Genomic DNA, 15,623 nt, shown 5'->3' with positions numbered 1-15,623 from the left:
GAACGCCGCCGGTCGGCAAACCATCCGCCATGCCGCGGTTGCCCTGCGGGCGCAGGCTGGTCCGGGCGGCGCCGCCCGTGACGCGGCCGGAAAGTTGGCGTCACCCGGTGAGGACCGCGGTACGTTCCGAGAGCGGCATCCTCCCTTGTGCGCTGAAGGCGTTCAGGCGCGCAGGGGTTGAGGCGGGCCGCTGGCCGCTGGCGGTGCTACCTGCCAGCGACCGCCCGCACCGGCCCTTCTGAGCACCTCGCCGCCCGAGGCAGTGCTCAGCGCTCGTCCGGCTCGCCCAAGCTCCAGCCACTGACCGCCGCGATCGGACCGCGCCAGCTCGGCAGCCTGCGTTCGGTCCGGCCGGACCGAACGGTGACGTCCCGAAGGTGGAGGAATCGCGAATCGACCTCGCGGCGCCGGCGCCCCTTCTCGGCAGCCTCGTCCAGATACCCGAGGGCCTCCCGCAGAACCTTCCGCAGGTCGTAGTCGTGAGCACCAAGACGGTCGACGTGCAGACGCTCCCACGTCGCAGCTGAGACCACCGCCCCCGTGACCAGCGCGCCGTCCACCACCAGGGTCACAGTGAGGTTCTCGGCTGCGACATCCCGGTGCTCAACACCAAGGCGTAGCAGCTCCAAGTGCGGGTCCAGGTAGTCGTCCCCCTGGAGCAGCACCCGCAACGCCGGCTGCACGGCATCTCTCCAGGACACTGCGCTGCTCCCTTCGCCGTGGGCAGGTCCGGTTGAGCATGCCCTGCCGGACGTGCCGGTATCCGGACTCTCGGTGATCCCTTAGCCCACGCCGACGTCCCCCGGAAACGCGTGCGACGCCCGGCTGAGGCCAGGCGTCGCACAGGATGCAGAGTGGGTGTGTCAGCGCTCCACGTGCTTGGGCTCGGCCTCGCGCTTCAGGATCTCCAGCAGCTCGGAGGCCACCTGGACCGCCTGGCGGCGGTCCATCGCGTCAACGAGGAGCTGCGCGGTTGCCCTGGGGTCGGATGGGATCAGCCGGACTGTGACTGCGGCAGAGTCGCCATGGGCTTCCCGCTGATCCGGCAGGGGCGGGGTGGAAACGCCGTTTCCACCCTCTTCTGTTGCCGGTGGTGCAGGGTCGGTGACTCGCGGGGTGGAAACGGCGTTTCCACGCGTGGCACTGCGCGATCGCTTGGGGGCCGCCCGTTCCTCGACAGCCTTTTCGACTGCGGCTTGCTGTTGGTCCTGAGGGAGCCGGCCTGCCGCGCGGGCGATCTCGACCGGCAGTTGCTTGGTCTCGACGGCTTCCTTGAGTTCTGCGGTCAGGTTGAGCAGGGAGAGCCGTTGGGAGACCCAGACGTGGCTTTTGCCGAGCCGCTTGGCGACCTCTCGCTGTGACCCGTGGACGGCGACGAGCCGTTCCAGCGCCTTGGCCTGGTCGAGCGGCTCGATCTCGACGTGCTGGACTGCTGCGACGAGCGCGGACTCCAGCATGTCGTCTGCGGTGTGCGCCAGGCTGTCGTCGACGTGGACAGGAAGCTTGTCCAGCCCGGCCAGACGGGCGCCGGCGAGGCGGCGGTTGCCGTCGAGGACGACGAAGTCCGCGGGGCCGATCCGTGCTTCGTGCCCGGGGTGAGCGGCCGCGAACGCGCTGCGGGTGACCACGGTCAGCACCTGGATGATGCCCCGGGTTTCGAGGCTGTCGGCCATCTCCTTGATCTCAGTCAGGGTCTCGCGCGGGTTGAACGGGTTGTGCGCGAGCTGGTCGAGGCTGACTTCGTTCCGCGGAGCGGCGGGGGCTGTCGGTTCCGGGGTGGTGGGCTTGCCGTCGAGCGCGGCGAGCGCCCGTCCGCGGGCGCTGATGGGCTGCGGTGCGACGGCGTCGAAGGTGCTGGAGCCGCTGAGCATGGCGGCCTTGCTACGACTGCTCACGAGGCGAGCTCCCTGATGATCTGACGCATGGTGTGGGCCTGCTCGCTGTCGGGGGCGTAGGCGAGCAGGGGCTGGGTGACGCGGACCGCCTCGCGCTGTTCACGGAGGTCTTTGTTGACGGCCAGGACCCGCGGGGTTCCGAGGCTCCGCCACTTTTCGAGAGAGGAAGTGGCGATGAAGCCGCGGCGGGAGTCGTACTTGCTGACGACGAGCCCGAGCTGTTCGAGGTGCAGGTCGTAGTCGGCCATGAGGGCGTTGATCTGTTTGACGAGCATCCCGTAGGCCTTTGCGGAGCTGTCCTCCGCCTCCACCGGGATCACGACGCCGGAGCGGCCTTCGTGCTCCCCATCACGCTGCCGGCCGTAGAAGAGGGCCGCGTCCATGGCGAGGCCGAGGCTCGGCGGAGAGTCGATCACGATGACGTCGTAGTCCGCCTCCGCGGCGCTGAGGGCGCGCTCCAGTACGGCGTGCCGGGGTCCGCGGAACATGGCGAGGCCCGCGTCGAGGAGGAAGGCGTCAAATGCAGCGGGCAGGACGTGGAGCCTGCCTCCGAACCGCTCGCCGGGGATGGCGACCGCCAGGTCCTGAATGGTCCTGCGGGCTTTCTCACGCTCCAGCATGTGGGTGACGAGGCTTTCTTCACCTGCGTCAATGGCGGGGATGTTCAGCTGGTGGCTGAGGTGTCCCTGCGGGTCGTAGTCGATGAGGAGTACCCGCTGACCGTCCTCCGCGTAGGCCTGAGCGATGCCAGCAGAGAGGGCGGTCTTTCCGACGCCACCCTTCTGGTTGGCCATGACGATCCGTCGGACCGGCTGGGGCTGGACCTGCGCTTCGTCGGTCGCGTGCTGGTCGAGCCACAGCTGGACTGCCTGGGCGAGCCCCTGGATGTAGGACACCCCACGTGGGGCGCAGTCCTCCCGGAACGCGTCGTAGAGGCCTACGGGGAGCCAGGTGCCGAACGAGTCGGCCCCGGACGTGTCGATCAGCGGCAGGGGCGTGGTGTGAGCCCGCCAGGCGATCACGCCGTCGGTGACGGCGTCCTGGAGGTCGATGCCCAGCTGGGCCGCGCGCACCTTGATGCTTTGACGGAGGGACGCGGGCAGCTTGGACGTCAGCTTTTCCCGGTCGACTCCCGAATTGGGGGATGCCATGGCGTCAGCATACTGACGCGAAGGGGTTGGTCATACAGTGAGGCAGCCGTGTCGGCAGATCATGGGCCGCTTGGTGGACGAGGGGGTGGAAACGGCGTTTCCACCCCCTCGCGGAACGACGAAGGCCTGCGTCCGGGGACCCGGACGCAGGCCTTCGTCGTTGTGGCAGTGCCTACTGGTCAGGTGAGGGAGAGGAAGCCGGTACTCGGCCTGCATACGGCGGTTGGGGCTTGGTCCGCGGGAATTTGCTCGGTCGGAATGATCAGCGGTAGGTCCACGGCCGGCTGGTGTCGATCCGGTCGGTGTCGAGAACGACGGCCAGGCCGTGGTGGTCGCTCGCGTCGGCCGGGGTGTCGAGCAGGGTGTAGGAGACGATGGCCGGGGCGAGCGGGCCGGAGACCCAGAGCTGGTCGATCCGGTCGTCCGTGCCGGTATGGCGCAGCAGGGTGTCGTCGTCGGTCTGCTGGTGGAGGTGCCAGGCTGAGTCGATGAGGCCGTTGGCTGTCAGCTTCCAGGCGACTCGGCGGTCCGGTAGGGGAGCGATCTGCTGGTGGAGTGCCGGGTCGGTGAGGATGGTGCGGGCGCCGCGGTTGTAGGGGCGCATGCGGTCCCAGGCCGGGTCGGGTCCGGCGGCGGGCGGGTAGTTGATGTCGCCGCCGAGGATGCAGTAGGGGCCGTGCCGGTAGGCGCGGCTGGCGGCGAAGTCGGCCTCGGCGATGGCCTTGTCCGCACTGTAGGGGGTGAGGTGCACGCTGGCGACGGCGAGCGGTGCGGGCAGGCCGGGGATGGTGAAGCCGGCGACGCCGAAGCCGTGGTGCATCTCGGTGTCGGTGTAGTCGGTGTTCCAGGCGATGCGTCGGCCGAGGGTTTCGCGCCGGTAGAGCAGGGCGGTTCCGCGGCCGGAGCGGGAGGGGGCGAGGAGTCCGTCCATGCCGAGGTCGTGCTCGGCGCGGACGAGTTGGCGGTGGCCGGCGTCGGCCCATCCCTCGGCTTCCTGGAGGAGGACCAGGTCCGGGTCGATGGCGGTGATGCGTTTGGCGAGGAGCGGCCATCGGTCTTCGCGGCTGCCGTCTGCGTCGGACAGGCCACCTCGCTGGAGGTTTTGGACGGCGATGGTCAGGATCACGGTTCTGCCTTTCGTCGGGCGGTGCGGTGGTGCCGGAAAGGGAGCACCCGCCCGGCGTCAACCGGGCGGGTGCACGGCCGGGGCCGGGCGTATCAGCCGTGCGCGAGCGCCGACGGGGCGGCGGCCTGGTGGCGGTGGAGCATGGCGTGTTGGCCGGGGTCGAGGCGCCAGAGGCCGAGGCGGCCGGCGGCGGGGATCGGGTCGGCGAGGGCATGGACGTCGGTGAGGGTCCAGTGCCACCGGCCGGGCAGGCCCCAGGGCCGGCAGCATCCGGTGTCGCGGTGGCAGTCGGTGACGCGGGCGGTGGCGACCAGGGCGCCGGTCGTCAGCGCGGGGGCGCCGGGGCGGGCGAGGACGGCGCGGACGTGCGGGTCGGTCTGGCCGTCGCGGGCGAGGGCGCGGGCGGCGTGCAGGACGACCGGGCCGCGGTGGCGGGTCGGCCAGGACCGGTTCTCGGTCGTCTTGTCTCCGGCGAGGATCGCGGCCAGCCACGGCTGGCGGATCGTCAGCGCGGGGAGGTCAGCGGCGGGCTGTGCCGCCGGGTCGGGAGGCTCGCCGATGCGGCGCAGCGCTTCGGGGAGGGCGGCGGTCCAGTCGCCGGTGAAGGCGAGGGCGCGGTCGTCGATGTAGAGGGCCGCGCCCAGCTTCTTGTTGGTGACGAGGAGCCGACCGCCGTCGTCGGTCCAGTAGGCGCGGTCGGGGTCCTCGTCGACGACCGCGGGGATGCCGTGGCGGTTGAACCAGGCCGCCACGGCGGGGTGGTAGCGGCGGTGGCGGGCGGTGACGTTATGGGGGTCTTTCAGTTCTGTCCGTTGTCCGCCGTGCAGGTGCTCACCCTGGTTCCCTGCTTGTCACTGATCAGCGGCACACTGCGTACATGAGTACTGATCCACATGCCGTCCGGATGACCCTCGATCTGACCTGGGTCGAATCCTTGGGTGGTCCTCTGATCGTCGTCCCGGTGTACGCACTGCAGTACTGGGGTGGCTGCACTGAGGACGGCATGATCATCGGTGACAGCGACCAGCCAGACGACTACGACCGGGCTTGCGGGGTTGAGGGCCTGGCCGAGGTGATCGGCCTGCGCGGCCGCAGCGACGTCTCCGCGCTGGTGCTGGGCGACGAGCCCGCCACCACCTGCTACCTGCCCGAGCAGAGGGCCTTCATGCGCTGGCTCGCCGCCGACTCCGACGCCGAGCTGCTCTCCGCCACCGAAGCGGCGCTGAACGACCCGGCGACGCCGTGGGAGGAGTGCGGTCTCTGGGAGACCGACGGACCGGCGGTCCTCATGGACTCCGCCGAGGCCGGCAAGAACCTCGGAGTGCCCTACCCGGACGGCAGAGGCGAGCCGGACCAAGCCCCCGTCCACCTGCCCGCAGGGCGCTGGAGGGTCCGCGCGTTCCAGAAGACCGGCGACTCCCCTTGGATCAGCTTGGTTCAGCTCCTTCTATAGGTCGACGGCCAGTCGACAACGGCTCCTTGACTCGCACACGGTCCTCACAGGTTCGACCTGCGTGCTGTCCGGAAGTCCTGGTACTCGTCGCAGACGATGCCGTCGTTGACCCAGCGCTGCGGGTCTGCGGCGAGTTCCTGCTCGGACAGATGCAGGGCCTCGTCGGGGGTGGGCAGGACAGCGATTTCCCGTCCCCAGGTCTCGTCCTCGGGGTCCAGGGATGGGAACTCGGTGATGTCGAGGAAGGCGTCGGTGCCGACGTCTTCGACCTCGCTCAGGTAGATGGTGATGCCCGCACGGCCGGGGCTGAGAGCGATCCAGCGGAGCCCGGGCCGGCCGTCGATTTCGATGGCGCCGAGGAACTGCTCGATCTGCTTCCCGCGTTGGAGGGCGCTGAGGGCAAGGGCGGGGGTGAGGTACCGCATGTCGGCTCCTCTGATAGGTGCTGGTCGGACAGGCATCCCGGACAGTCAGCCTGAAAGGATTTGTCGAGCGGCCAGCTCACAGGAATCAGCAGTCGTAGCGGTGGGCCGTGGGCCAGTTGGGGCAGGCACGGCAGACGAAGACGTAGATACCACCGGCGTCGCCCATCACCATCCCGTGGCTGGTGTGCTGCCGGGCGTCGGACACCTCCCGGCCGGAGCCGGGAGGTGTCCGCTCCTCGACCGGCAGCCATCGGCCGCATGACTCGCTCGCTGAGACGGTCAGGAGGTGCTCCATCCGTTCGCCGCAGACGCACTCGGGCCAACTCGGCTCCTGGGTCCAGCCCGGATAGCCGCCGACCTTGCTCTGCCTGGTGGTGAACGCGTCGAAGTAGGAGATGCCCGTGGTCTCCTCAATCACGTCGCTCCACTCCCCGACGCGCTCGCACAGATCGTCCGGCAGGTCCCAGTTCGGGTACTCAACGGCCTCAGTCGGGTGAACAACGCAGGGCCGAGGCACGTACTCGTCGTCGAACTCGTACGGCTTCGGCGCTTCCTCCCGCAGCTGCCCGCACGCGACTTTTGCGGCGGATCGCCAACGCAAGACGGGCACAGGCGACCACTGGTCGTGCGCGGAGTGGACCAGCGGGCACCAGAGCACCTGGAGCACATCAGTGCCGGTCGGAAACATCAGGGCCGGAACATCCTTGGCGAAGAGTTGAACCACAGGCACCATGGCCACGGGGTCCGGCCCGACCACCGCACGTCCGCGCGCAGGGTTGTAGTGGTCCGGCGCGACACATGTCGGCCACGGCTCGTCAGCCGGCCACAGCAGCGGTCCACCAAGCGAGCTCTCCCCCCGACCGGGGGCACCTGCACGCGGGTACAGCAGAGTGGTGGATCGAGCATGTGGCACCAGGTCCGGGAAGCAGGCCGCTATATCGAGGGGCGGCGGCGGAACGGTGAAACGCATGAGACCTCCAAATCGCCGCATGGTAGCGCGGGCCCCAGACACCACCTGGCGGGTGATCAGCCCGGGGCGACTGGTACGCAAGACGGCCAACACTCACCCTCCCGGGCGATGGCACCACAGCTGTTGCATTCGCTAGGGTCACCTTCACCGCTGCTGACCTGCACTGATCTACCCGCCACGCGTCACCAGCCCCAGAGAAAGGTGACCCAATCAGCAACCTCGGGCAGCCAGATCCTCGGCCTGGCGGTGTAGACGAAGACCGCCCTGTGGCGCGCGAGGGTGCGCAGCGCGTCCATGGCGCCGGGCTGGGGGAGGCCGATGCGGCCTCCCTGCCATCCGTTGTCCACCGCAAGGGTTCCGTCCAGGTCGAGGCCGACAGCGTGGGAGGCGGGGCTGTCGGGGCGGGGGGCGATGACGGGTCGGTGCATGCGGTCCTCCATTCGGATGCTGGGGCTGGCCTACAGGAAGGTGAGCTGGTTCTCGTCCGGCTCGGCGCCGTCGTTCTGGGGGAGCGCCTGGGCACGGGCCTCGTCGTGGGCGTCGTCGCTGCGGTCGCAGACGAGCCGGCCGTCGGGGCGCTCGTGCCACTCGCGGCCGGCGGCGTCGTTGGCGGCGGCCTCGGGGGTGGTGTGGTGGGGGATGTACTCGTCTTCGACCTGGTCGCCGCACACCGAACAGCAGGCGGTCCAGCACAGCGACGGGACGGCGATGCCGGCACCCGGGCGGGCTGCGCCCTCGCGGCGCCAGGCGTAGCCGTGGTGGAGGACCAGGGCGTACGTGACGGGCTCGAGCGGGGAGCCGTCGTCGAGCTCGGCGGTCAGGGCGTTGTGCTCGGCGGCGGCCATCAGGGCGGTGGCGAGGTCGGGCATCGGCAGCAGGGCGTTCGGGCCGGTGAGCCACAGCTCCCAGGCGGCGGTGGGGGTGCCGGGGCGCAGGCGCTCGTTGGGGTCGGCGGTGAACAGGCCGCGGCGGGGGATCGGGGCGAGGGTCATGTCTGGGGGTCTCCTTCGAGGTGGCCCGGGCCGCTGCGGTGCGGGCCGGGCCAGGGTTGTGGTGGCGGGTGGTCAGGCGCGGTGGGCGGCGGCGCGGTGCAGGAGCAGCTGGAGGGCGGCGGTGAGGTTGGGGTGCTCGGTGGTGGCGGGTCGGCCGCAGTTCCAGCAGTCGGCTTCCGCGCCGGCCCAGGTGGTCTCGCAGGTGTCGCAGGCAAAGTGCGTGCGGCCGGCGGGTCCGGCGAAGGGGTCTTCGCTGACCTTCGGCAGGGCGAGGAGCGGGGTGGTCTTCGTGTCGTGGTTGCGGACGGGGGCGGGGCGGCGGGTGTGCAGGCGGGTGGTGGTGCGGGCCATCGCGGTGACTCCCTGATCGGTGCGGACGGGGTGGGGCCGGGCGGCCGGGTGCTGGGCGAGCCGACCGCCCGGTTTGGTGCCGGTCAGGAGCGTGTGTCGGTCCGGGCTTCGGTTTCCTGGCCGCGGTGGTCGTCGGCCTGGTCCTCGTCGGACTCGGGGAGGTCGTCCGTGCTGGCCTGCGGGGTGGTGTTGTCCTGGCTGACGTCCGCCCACGGGTCGTCCTCGTCGCTGCCGTCCAGCGGGCGGCCGTCGGCGTGGCGCTGGAGGAGGTCGGCGAGCTGGGTGACGGTGGTGACGACGATCGGGTGCTCGCCGTCGGCGACCAGCTCGTAGTAGCGCGGCCGTCCGCTGTACTCGGCGAGTCCGCTGTCCGTGCCGGACGGCTGGTAGAGCAGGTGCGCGGCGGGGGTGAGCTCGCAGGTGGCGGTGCCGTCCGGCTGTCCCTGCCAGTTGCGCGGGTTGGTGAGGCAGCCGGAGCTGAAGTCGAGGTGGATCGCGCCGCTGGCGGCCCGCGCGGCGGTATTGGCGGTGGCGTCCTGGGCGAGCTGGGCCAGCGAGGGCACTGCGGTGGTCGGTGCGGGGTGGCGCTCGATGCCGAGGCGGGCGCGGAGCGGGGTGAGGAGGTGGTGGGTGTGCTGGTCGGTGAGGGCGGCGGCGAGGCCGGCGGTGGCCAGTGCGAGGGTGGTGCGGGTTTCGGCGGGGCGGGCGGTCAGGGCGCGGTAGGCGGTGAGGCCAGCCGCGGCCGCGGCGGCGACGGTGGCGGCCGGGTCGGCGAGGTCGAAGAGGGCGCGCAGCGCGCGGGTGCGCAGGTCGGTGGTCTGCTGGGTCATCTCGGTTTCCTTCCGGTGGGTGCGGGGCTGGTGGGTGGTCAGGTCCAGGCGCCGGTGGGGTCGTCGCTGAACGCCTCGGACACGGTCGGCGCTGGGGCCGGTGCGGCTGTTCGGCGGGGCTGTGTCTGGGGTGGTGTCAGCGGGCCAGGACGGCGGCGGCGATGGTCTCGAAGGCGTGGTGGACGGCGCCGTCCATGCAGTACGCGCCGTTCATGCCGTGGTCGGCGAGGCGGTAGAAGTTGCCCTTGCCGGTGGCGTCGGCGAACCGCTGGAGGAGCCCGTCCGGCACCCTTCGGTCGATGGCGTAGTGCGTCAGGCCCGAGATGGCGAGGGCGGCAGCGATCTGGCCGGGGCGCAGGCGCAGGCCGAGCGCGCGGGCGCCGAGGAGGAGGGCGGCGGCCTGGGTGGCCGAGTAGGTCAGGCAGTGGACGGCGCACGCCTTGCGGCCGGCGGCGGTGCCGTGGAGGGTGCCGTCGTCGCCGGTGACGGGGGCGGCGTCGGTGGCGCCCTTGGTGCGGGCGCAGTGGTCGGTCTGGACGAGGTGGTCACCGACGTCCGCTCCGGCGCGCAGCAGGGCGTATGCGGCGGCGAAGCGGGCGGTGCGGGCGGTGGTGTTCACGGGTGCCTCCGTGGTGGTGGGGTTGGCCGGGCGGCCGCGCCGCGCGCCACCGCGCCCCGCCGCCGCGGCCTGGTGGGCTGGACGGTGGGGCGCGGTGGTGGGCAGCGTCACTGCCCGGATGACTCGACGCACCCGCACGTGGGGGCGTGCTGCCAGCCGTCGGGGGTGTGCCGGCCGATGGGCCCGGCGCCGGGGATGCCGCTGCCGCCGCAGGTGGGGCAGGTGATGTCGGCGCCGGGGTCGAGCGCCCATTCCAGGCGGCAGGCCGGGCAGCGGGCGCAGTCGGCGTAGTCGTCGGTGCCGGGGATCGGCTCGCGGTACTCCTCGACGCCCTGGTGGTGGCAGCGCGGGCAGGTGATCCTGTGTCGCCGGGTGCGAATGGCGTGGCCGAGGGGGTCGGCGATCACGCCGAACAGCACCTGGTGGGTGATGGCTTCGTACTCGGCGGCCCGGCGGGCGAGGGCCAGGGCCTGCTCGCGGGTGTGGCGGTAGGCGGCGGCGCGGCCGATGTCGCTGACCGGCCGCCAGCCGCCGTCCTCGCCCTCGGTCCAGGCCCGCAGGCCGACGAGGGCGCCGTCGGTCACCGCCCAGCCGTCGCTGGTCTCGTCACGGCGAACGACGATCTCGCCGTACCCGCCGCCCGGCTTCATCTGGGGGATCGGCACGCGGAACTCGACGGCGAGTGCCAGCTGCTGCTCCGTGGTCAGGGTGCTGTCCATGTCTCTCCTCTTCTTGCAGGGCCGATCCGGGCTGGTTGGGCGGGTGTCAGTCCAGTCCGGCGCGCAGCTCGTCGGCGCGGGCCTGGGCGAGGCGGGCGGCCTCGGGGTTGGCGGCGCCGCCGCGGGCGGCGGCCTCGGTGAGGATGCGGATGAGGGCCTTGCGGCTGTCCGGGTCCAGGGCGGGCATGGGCCAGCCGTCGCGGGCGGCGGCGACCCGGGCGGCGAGCGGCTCGAGGTCGCGCAGGTCGGCCCGGTGCTGCGGGTCGGCCGGGGCGGGGTCGTGGGCCTGGGCCATGGGGGAGTCCTCTCCGTGGGTGGATCCGGCCGGGCGGCCGCGCCGCGCACCACCGCGCCCCGCCACCGGCTGGGCAGCCGGGACGGGGCGCGGTGGTGGGCAGCGTGAGCGCCGGGACGGCGGTCAGCGCTCCACGACGGCCTTGTCGATGTCGCGGTGGGTCACGTGCACGTCGTGGCCGGCGGCGGTGAGGCGCTCGCCGAGCTGGTCGGCGAGATAGCCGGCCCGGTGTTTTCCGCCGGCGCAGCCCACGGCGATGGTCAGGGGCGCGATGTCGGCGGCGGGGCCGGCGGCGAAGGCCTGGGCGGCGGCGACGGTGGCGTCCAGGAGCTGGGGGATGCCGGGGGTGGTGGCGACCTTGTCCTGGATGGTGGGGTGGCGGGCGGTCAGGTGCCGGGTGTTCTCGTCGCGGTGGGGGTCGTGGAAGTGGGCGCGGACGTCCAGGGAGAGGTGAGCGGCGGGAGCGGGGCCGTGGAGGTGGCCGAAGGAGGTGATCTCGATGACCATGGGCGGTGGTCCTTCCTGGCGTGGTTGCTGTCAGTGGGCGTCGGGGCAGGCGGCGGGGGCGGGCCTGGCGGAGCAGTCGCGGGCGTGGTCGGTGGCCTCGATGCGCATCAGGTCCAGGTCCTGCGCGAGCCTGCCGCTGGACATCCGGCAGCCCGTGCAGCGCCACCAGGCCGGGCCGGGGGCCTGCTGCTGGTAGTCGGGCCACGGGTCGGCGCCGACGATCTCGACCTCGGTTCCCCGGCTGGTCTCCAGCCGGATCCAGGTGTGTTCGGGGCCGCCGTCGCTGGGGGCGTCGGAGCGCAGCAGGATGTGGCCGGTGGCGGTGATGCGGATCTCGCGGTCGGCGGCGGCGTTGCGCAGCAGGGTGCGCAGGGTGCCGCGGCCGCCGAAGACGTGGCTGCCGTCGAGCTGGTGGATGGCGGTGTGGAGTTCGTCGGCGGTGGTGCGGGTCTGGCCGATGGTTCGGGCGTGGGCGAGGACGCGTAGCAGGACGTCGTAGGCGTCGTCCGCATCGAGCAGGCCGGAGTGGCGCTGGGCGGTCAGTCCGGCGAAGACCTGCTCGATGTCGCTGGTGGTGTGGGTGTTCACGGGGTTCCCTTCTGTGGGTAATGGCGGCCGGGCGGTGGCCGGTCAGGCGTAGAGGTCGTGGGTGCGGGTGGTGGGCCGGGCCGGCCATTGCGGGGTGTTCCAGGCGGCGCCTGGGCCCCACTCGTACTGGCAGCTCGCGCAGCGCCAGAAGGCGGGCGGGTGGTGTTCCAGGTCGTGGCCCCAGCAGTGCGGGCAGACGATGCGGGGGCGGCGCAGCCGGGTGGCGGCCCGTTGCAGCAGGGTGTGGATCACCGGGCGGCCGGGGCGGTCTGGGCCGGGGCCGGGGCGGGGATGGTGGCGTTGGCGGCCCAGCGCAGGGCGGCGAGGGAGGCGACGGCGAGCATCACGCCGACCAGGAGCAGGACGAAGAACCGGGCGTCGCGCCGGACCGCGGCCCGGACGGCGGCGACGTCGGCCGCGGTGGGCTCGCTGCGGTCGGCGAGCGGCTGGTCGGCGGGCAGCTGCACGATGATGACCCGCTCGCCAGGACCGGCCTGGCCGGTGTACGGGGCGGGCTGCTGCGCCCGGTAGGGGACCGGGGTGTGCGCGCCGGGCTGGTGCTGCTGGCGGGGGAGGGACACGGGTTTCTCCTTGCGGTCGACGGGATGCCCGGCCGGGTGGCCGCGCCGCGCACCGGAGCGCCCCGCCGCCCCGGCCTGGTGGCGGGGGCGGCGGGGCGGCCGGTGCGCGGCGTCAGTGCCCGGAAGGGTGGACGGTCAGCGGGCGGTGAGGATGACGATCAGGACGAGCACGGTGATGGCGATCAGCACGGCGGGGGAGCAGCTGGCGGAGTTCTCGAGCTTCTTGATCTCGGCGTAGATGGCGTCGCATTCGGCTTGCAGGCCGGTGTGGGCGGTGGTGCCGGGGGTGAGGTTGGCGAGGGTGGCGGAGCGCTCGTGCAGGAGCTGGCGCAGTTCGGCGAGTCGGGCGTCGCGGGATATGGACCAGGACATGCGGCGGGGTCGGCCTTCCGGTTCGGCGGTGCGGGACAGGGAGGGTGGGGCCGCCCGCCCGGTGCGGAGCGGCCCTGAGGGGTGGGGTCAGGCGTGCTGACCGTCGTCGCCGGTGAGGCGGCGGCCGTTGATGTCGACCTGGAGCTGCTGGACGTCGACGACGACGGCCTCGATCCGCGGTTCGGGCACCTCGACGGTGACCGGCACCGTCACGGGCGGCGCCGGGACCGGAGCGGGGGCGGGCGGCGCGGCGGGGGGCTCGTTGATGACGGTGGTGTGGATCCAGGAGCCGGTCAGGGCGAGGGCGGCGACCACGGCCCACGCGAGCGCGGCCAGGCCGGCGGCCACCGGCTTACCGGGGCCCTCGGTGCCGGACCAGACCATGGCGACCGTCAGTGCGCCGAAGACGAAGGCGCCGAGCTGGACACCGACGGTGGCGCCCTGGCGCAGCGCCCGGATCAGGATCACGGCGCCGGCCAGGCCCCAGAAGGTGAACAGGGTCCGCGCTCCGGCGGGCAGGCCGACGGAGTGGACCTGGAGGTAGTGGTAGATCGGGTCGTTGACGGTGTGCCACAGACGCCAGGCCGGGGCAGTCGAGTGCTCGGGCTTCGCGATCCACTGGAGGGCGTGGAGCACGTAGGGGCCGACGGCGAGGACGAGCACGGTCAGCATCAGCAGTGCGAAGCAGGCGAGGGCGACGGTCGCCTTCACGCTGGGCGTGCCGTAGATGTCGTGGATCATCCATCGCGGGGTGCGGCGGGGGGTGCGCCAGATCAGGTCCGGGTCCTCGGTGTCCGGCTCGGTGACGGCCTGGTCGAGCAACGGGTTGGGCTGGTTCACGGCGATCTCCTGCGCTCTCTGTGTGGGTTGTGGGTTGGTGATGCGGACGGCCCGGCCGCGTCGTGCGGCCGGGCCGGGATGACTGGTGATGCGGCGGGTTCAGCCGTCGAGGCGGATCGGCATGAGCAGGTGCTCGTAGTCGGGCTCGGCGAGGTCCCCGGCCCGGCCGGTCAGCAGCGCCGGCTTGTGCTGGTGGGTGATGTGGAATGTCGCTTCGGGGGCGGCCAGGGCCTTGAGCGCGTCCACCAGGTAGGCGGGGTTGAACGCGATGGCGGCGCCGCCCTCCAGGCCGCCGTCGGCGTTGCAGGGGATGCGGTCGGTGGCGTGGGCGTCGTCGCCGTGCCCGGCCTCCAGCAGCAGCTCGGTGCGGCCGTCGGACGCGGTGGCGACGGTGAGGCGCACCGGGGTCTTGGCGGAGGCCACCAGGGAGACCCGCTTGAGGACGGCGAGCGCATCGTCCACGGCGACGGTCAGGGTGAGAACGGCGTCCTCGGGGGTGGGGAAGACGTGGCGGAACTTGGGGAACTCGCCCTCCAGGGGCCGCGTGCCGAACGAGTTGCCGGGGGTGGTGAGGGTGAGCTGCCCCTCCGACCAGCCGAGGCCGATCGGGTGCTCGCCGGCCATCGCCTTCGTGGCCTCGAGGAGAAACTTCGCGGGGACCAGGACGGTACGGCCGTCGTCGACGATGTCGTCGGTGGCCTTCTTCTTGCCGCGCGCGGGCTTCGTCGCGGGCAGGGTTCCGGTCGGCTTCACGGTCAGCTCGCGAACCGCGAAGCGGTAGCGGTCGGTGCCGGCCAGGGTGAGCCGGTCGTCGTCCAGGGTGAGGTGCACGCCGGTCAGCACCGGCAGCGAGGCGTCGGTGCTCGCGGCGATGGCGACCTGGGCGACGGCGTCGGCGAGCGCGTCGGCCTGGACGGTGAGCACGGTGTCCGGTGCGGCGGGCAGCTGCGGGTACTCCTCGACCGGGAGGGTGGGCAGGGTGAAGCGGGCGGTGCCGCAGGTGAGCAGCAGGCGGGCACCGGGCACCTCGATGTCGACCTCGCCGCCCTTGGGCAGGGTCTTGGCGATGTCGTTCAGCAGGCGGCCGGAGACCAGCGCGGTGCCGTCGTCGGCGATCTCAGCGCCGGTGCTGGTGGTCGCGGCGACCTCGTAGTCGAACGCGGACAGGGTCAGGCCCTTGTCGCCGGTGGCGAGGAGGATGCCGGCCAGGACCAGCACCGGCGGCCGGGCGGGCAGGGCGCGGGCGACGTAGGCGACGGCGTCGGCGAGCGGACCGGCGAACAGGCGCAGCTTCATGAGCACTTCCTTCGGGTGTGGTGGCGCGGGTTGCGGGTGTGGTTGGGGGCGGGCGAGCGGGGACGGACCGTCAGTCCTCGTTCTCGTCCTCGTCCTCGTCCTCGTCGTCTTCGTCGAGGGCGCCGGTGTACGGGGTGTGCAGGTTCAGGTCGCCGTCGTAGTCGGTGTCGGTGAGCACCTCGCCGTCGGCGGTGACCGGCGCGAAGTCCGGCGCCTGGGCGAGGCGCTCGCGCAGCTCGCCGACGGCGAGCAGCCGGGTGCGGGTGCTGCGCCACACCGACGCGGGGGCGACCGGGAGGCCGGCGCCGGGCACGGGCGGTGCGGTGCGCGCGGTGTGGAGGTGGACGGTGCCGTCGTAGGTGGTGTCGGTCAGCGGCTCGCTGTCGACCATCACCGGGGCGCAGTCGGGCAGCTCGGCCAGGCGCTCCAGCAGCTCGCCGGCGGTCATGCGGTTGCTGCGCCAGGACGCGGTGAGCAGCGGACCCGCAGGGGCGGTGCGGCGCCTGGCGGCGGCCTGGACGGCCTTGGTGATGGCGGTGACGGCGGCTTGGGCCACGTCACCGGGCTTGGTCGGGTCGGCGGTGACGGTCACGGTGACGCTCACTGGGTCCTC

Annotated in this window: 23 protein-coding genes; 1 reads left to right on the top strand and 22 read right to left on the bottom strand. The window is 72.4% G+C overall.

Annotated features, from left to right (window positions below; all coding sequences use genetic code 11):
• Nucleotides 1-266: 266 nt before the first annotated feature.
• The 5 genes from ACZ6Y7_RS32860 to ACZ6Y7_RS32840 form a co-directional block, all read right to left on the bottom strand.
• Entirely contained in the window at nt 267-701 is a 435-nt protein-coding gene (locus ACZ6Y7_RS32860) for a hypothetical protein (protein ID WP_465761592.1), read from the bottom strand.
• Nucleotides 702-863: 162 nt separating this feature from the next.
• Complete coding sequence (locus tag ACZ6Y7_RS32855; protein WP_465761591.1) at nt 864-1,895, bottom strand: ParB/RepB/Spo0J family partition protein; 1,032 nt, start codon at nt 1,893-1,895, stop codon at nt 864-866.
• Nucleotides 1,892-3,046 (bottom strand): ParA family protein, encoded by a 1,155-nt coding sequence (locus tag ACZ6Y7_RS32850; protein ID WP_465761590.1) that lies wholly within the window; start codon nt 3,044-3,046, stop codon nt 1,892-1,894. Before ACZ6Y7_RS32850 ends, ACZ6Y7_RS32855 begins: the two co-directional genes overlap by 4 nt.
• 262 nt (nt 3,047-3,308) lie before the next feature.
• On the bottom strand, nt 3,309-4,172 hold the full coding sequence (locus tag ACZ6Y7_RS32845) for an endonuclease/exonuclease/phosphatase family protein (protein WP_465761589.1): 864 nt from the start codon (nt 4,170-4,172) through the stop codon (nt 3,309-3,311).
• 92 nt (nt 4,173-4,264) lie between these two features.
• Nucleotides 4,265-4,924 (bottom strand): ASCH domain-containing protein, encoded by a 660-nt coding sequence (locus ACZ6Y7_RS32840; RefSeq protein ID WP_465761588.1) that lies wholly within the window; start codon nt 4,922-4,924, stop codon nt 4,265-4,267.
• 125 nt (nt 4,925-5,049) lie between these two features.
• Between ACZ6Y7_RS32840 and ACZ6Y7_RS32835 the strand changes: the two genes are divergently transcribed.
• Nucleotides 5,050-5,625, top strand: coding sequence for an Imm21 family immunity protein (locus ACZ6Y7_RS32835; protein ID WP_465761587.1), 576 nt, complete (start codon nt 5,050-5,052; stop codon nt 5,623-5,625).
• A 44-nt stretch (nt 5,626-5,669) separates the two neighbouring features.
• Here the strand turns inward: ACZ6Y7_RS32835 and ACZ6Y7_RS32830 are convergent, their stop codons facing one another.
• The 17 genes from ACZ6Y7_RS32830 to ACZ6Y7_RS32750 form a co-directional block, all read right to left on the bottom strand.
• Nucleotides 5,670-6,050 (bottom strand): hypothetical protein, encoded by a 381-nt coding sequence (locus tag ACZ6Y7_RS32830; RefSeq protein WP_465761586.1) that lies wholly within the window; start codon nt 6,048-6,050, stop codon nt 5,670-5,672.
• Between the two features lie 85 nt (nt 6,051-6,135).
• Nucleotides 6,136-6,468, bottom strand: a complete 333-nt coding sequence (locus ACZ6Y7_RS32825; RefSeq protein WP_465761585.1) for a hypothetical protein — start codon at nt 6,466-6,468, stop codon at nt 6,136-6,138.
• 734 nt (nt 6,469-7,202) lie between these two features.
• Nucleotides 7,203-7,448: a hypothetical protein gene (locus ACZ6Y7_RS32820; RefSeq protein ID WP_465761584.1), complete on the bottom strand. Its 246-nt coding sequence runs from the start codon at nt 7,446-7,448 to the stop codon at nt 7,203-7,205.
• Between the two features lie 30 nt (nt 7,449-7,478).
• Nucleotides 7,479-8,012 carry a hypothetical protein gene (locus ACZ6Y7_RS32815; protein WP_465761583.1) on the bottom strand — a complete coding sequence of 178 codons (534 nt, stop codon included), beginning with the start codon at nt 8,010-8,012 and terminating at the stop codon, nt 7,479-7,481.
• 72 nt (nt 8,013-8,084) lie between these two features.
• Nucleotides 8,085-8,363 (bottom strand): hypothetical protein, encoded by a 279-nt coding sequence (locus ACZ6Y7_RS32810; RefSeq protein ID WP_465761582.1) that lies wholly within the window; start codon nt 8,361-8,363, stop codon nt 8,085-8,087.
• Nucleotides 8,364-8,446: 83 nt separating this feature from the next.
• Nucleotides 8,447-9,193: a hypothetical protein gene (locus tag ACZ6Y7_RS32805; RefSeq protein ID WP_465761581.1), complete on the bottom strand. Its 747-nt coding sequence runs from the start codon at nt 9,191-9,193 to the stop codon at nt 8,447-8,449.
• A gap of 136 nt (nt 9,194-9,329) precedes the next feature.
• Nucleotides 9,330-9,812 carry a hypothetical protein gene (locus ACZ6Y7_RS32800; protein ID WP_465761580.1) on the bottom strand — a complete coding sequence of 161 codons (483 nt, stop codon included), beginning with the start codon at nt 9,810-9,812 and terminating at the stop codon, nt 9,330-9,332.
• Between the two features lie 107 nt (nt 9,813-9,919).
• The gene (locus ACZ6Y7_RS32795; protein WP_465761579.1) at nt 9,920-10,531 is read right to left on the bottom strand and encodes a hypothetical protein; all 612 of its coding nucleotides are present in this window, start codon (nt 10,529-10,531) and stop codon (nt 9,920-9,922) included.
• Between the two features lie 46 nt (nt 10,532-10,577).
• Nucleotides 10,578-10,826: a hypothetical protein gene (locus ACZ6Y7_RS32790; protein ID WP_465761578.1), complete on the bottom strand. Its 249-nt coding sequence runs from the start codon at nt 10,824-10,826 to the stop codon at nt 10,578-10,580.
• A 123-nt stretch (nt 10,827-10,949) separates the two neighbouring features.
• A complete protein-coding gene (locus ACZ6Y7_RS32785; protein ID WP_465761577.1) occupies nt 10,950-11,333 on the bottom strand; it encodes a RapZ C-terminal domain-containing protein in 384 nt (127 codons plus the stop codon).
• A gap of 30 nt (nt 11,334-11,363) precedes the next feature.
• Nucleotides 11,364-11,921, bottom strand: coding sequence for a hypothetical protein (locus tag ACZ6Y7_RS32780; protein WP_465761576.1), 558 nt, complete (start codon nt 11,919-11,921; stop codon nt 11,364-11,366).
• Nucleotides 11,922-11,963: 42 nt separating this feature from the next.
• Nucleotides 11,964-12,173 (bottom strand): hypothetical protein, encoded by a 210-nt coding sequence (locus ACZ6Y7_RS32775; RefSeq protein WP_465761575.1) that lies wholly within the window; start codon nt 12,171-12,173, stop codon nt 11,964-11,966.
• Nucleotides 12,170-12,502: a hypothetical protein gene (locus tag ACZ6Y7_RS32770; RefSeq protein WP_465761574.1), complete on the bottom strand. Its 333-nt coding sequence runs from the start codon at nt 12,500-12,502 to the stop codon at nt 12,170-12,172. Before ACZ6Y7_RS32770 ends, ACZ6Y7_RS32775 begins: the two co-directional genes overlap by 4 nt.
• A gap of 135 nt (nt 12,503-12,637) precedes the next feature.
• Nucleotides 12,638-12,874, bottom strand: coding sequence for a hypothetical protein (locus ACZ6Y7_RS32765; RefSeq protein ID WP_465761573.1), 237 nt, complete (start codon nt 12,872-12,874; stop codon nt 12,638-12,640).
• An 87-nt stretch (nt 12,875-12,961) separates the two neighbouring features.
• The gene (locus ACZ6Y7_RS32760; RefSeq protein ID WP_465761572.1) at nt 12,962-13,714 is read right to left on the bottom strand and encodes a hypothetical protein; all 753 of its coding nucleotides are present in this window, start codon (nt 13,712-13,714) and stop codon (nt 12,962-12,964) included.
• Nucleotides 13,715-13,813: 99 nt separating this feature from the next.
• A complete protein-coding gene (dnaN, locus tag ACZ6Y7_RS32755) occupies nt 13,814-15,010 on the bottom strand; it encodes a DNA polymerase III subunit beta (RefSeq protein ID WP_465761571.1) in 1,197 nt (398 codons plus the stop codon).
• Nucleotides 15,011-15,080: 70 nt separating this feature from the next.
• The gene (locus ACZ6Y7_RS32750; RefSeq protein ID WP_465761570.1) at nt 15,081-15,614 is read right to left on the bottom strand and encodes a hypothetical protein; all 534 of its coding nucleotides are present in this window, start codon (nt 15,612-15,614) and stop codon (nt 15,081-15,083) included.
• Nucleotides 15,615-15,623: the final 9 nt, after the last annotated feature.

It is taken from the genome of Kitasatospora sp. NPDC053308 (assembly GCF_055585785.1).
The sequence above is the reverse complement of the archived record's forward strand: the minus strand, read 5'-3'. Positions and strand labels throughout refer to the sequence as shown.

Bases quoted from the DNA above. Each gene is read 5' to 3' on its own strand.
- ACZ6Y7_RS32805 (WP_465761581.1), bottom strand. From the start codon at position 9,193: ATGACCCAGCAGACCACCGACCTGCGCACCCGCGCGCTGCGCGCCCTC.
- ACZ6Y7_RS32810 (WP_465761582.1), bottom strand. From the start codon at position 8,363: ATGGCCCGCACCACCACCCGCCTGCACACCCGCCGCCCCGCCCCCGTC.
- ACZ6Y7_RS32765 (WP_465761573.1), bottom strand. From the start codon at position 12,874: ATGTCCTGGTCCATATCCCGCGACGCCCGACTCGCCGAACTGCGCCAG.
- ACZ6Y7_RS32795 (WP_465761579.1), bottom strand. From the start codon at position 10,531: ATGGACAGCACCCTGACCACGGAGCAGCAGCTGGCACTCGCCGTCGAG.
- ACZ6Y7_RS32785 (WP_465761577.1), bottom strand. From the start codon at position 11,333: ATGGTCATCGAGATCACCTCCTTCGGCCACCTCCACGGCCCCGCTCCC.
- ACZ6Y7_RS32815 (WP_465761583.1), bottom strand. From the start codon at position 8,012: ATGACCCTCGCCCCGATCCCCCGCCGCGGCCTGTTCACCGCCGACCCC.
- ACZ6Y7_RS32820 (WP_465761584.1), bottom strand. From the start codon at position 7,448: ATGCACCGACCCGTCATCGCCCCCCGCCCCGACAGCCCCGCCTCCCAC.
- ACZ6Y7_RS32790 (WP_465761578.1), bottom strand. From the start codon at position 10,826: ATGGCCCAGGCCCACGACCCCGCCCCGGCCGACCCGCAGCACCGGGCC.
- dnaN (WP_465761571.1), bottom strand. From the start codon at position 15,010: ATGAAGCTGCGCCTGTTCGCCGGTCCGCTCGCCGACGCCGTCGCCTAC.
- ACZ6Y7_RS32850 (WP_465761590.1), bottom strand. From the start codon at position 3,046: ATGGCATCCCCCAATTCGGGAGTCGACCGGGAAAAGCTGACGTCCAAG.
- ACZ6Y7_RS32830 (WP_465761586.1), bottom strand. From the start codon at position 6,050: ATGCGGTACCTCACCCCCGCCCTTGCCCTCAGCGCCCTCCAACGCGGG.
- ACZ6Y7_RS32835 (WP_465761587.1), top strand. From the start codon at position 5,050: ATGAGTACTGATCCACATGCCGTCCGGATGACCCTCGATCTGACCTGG.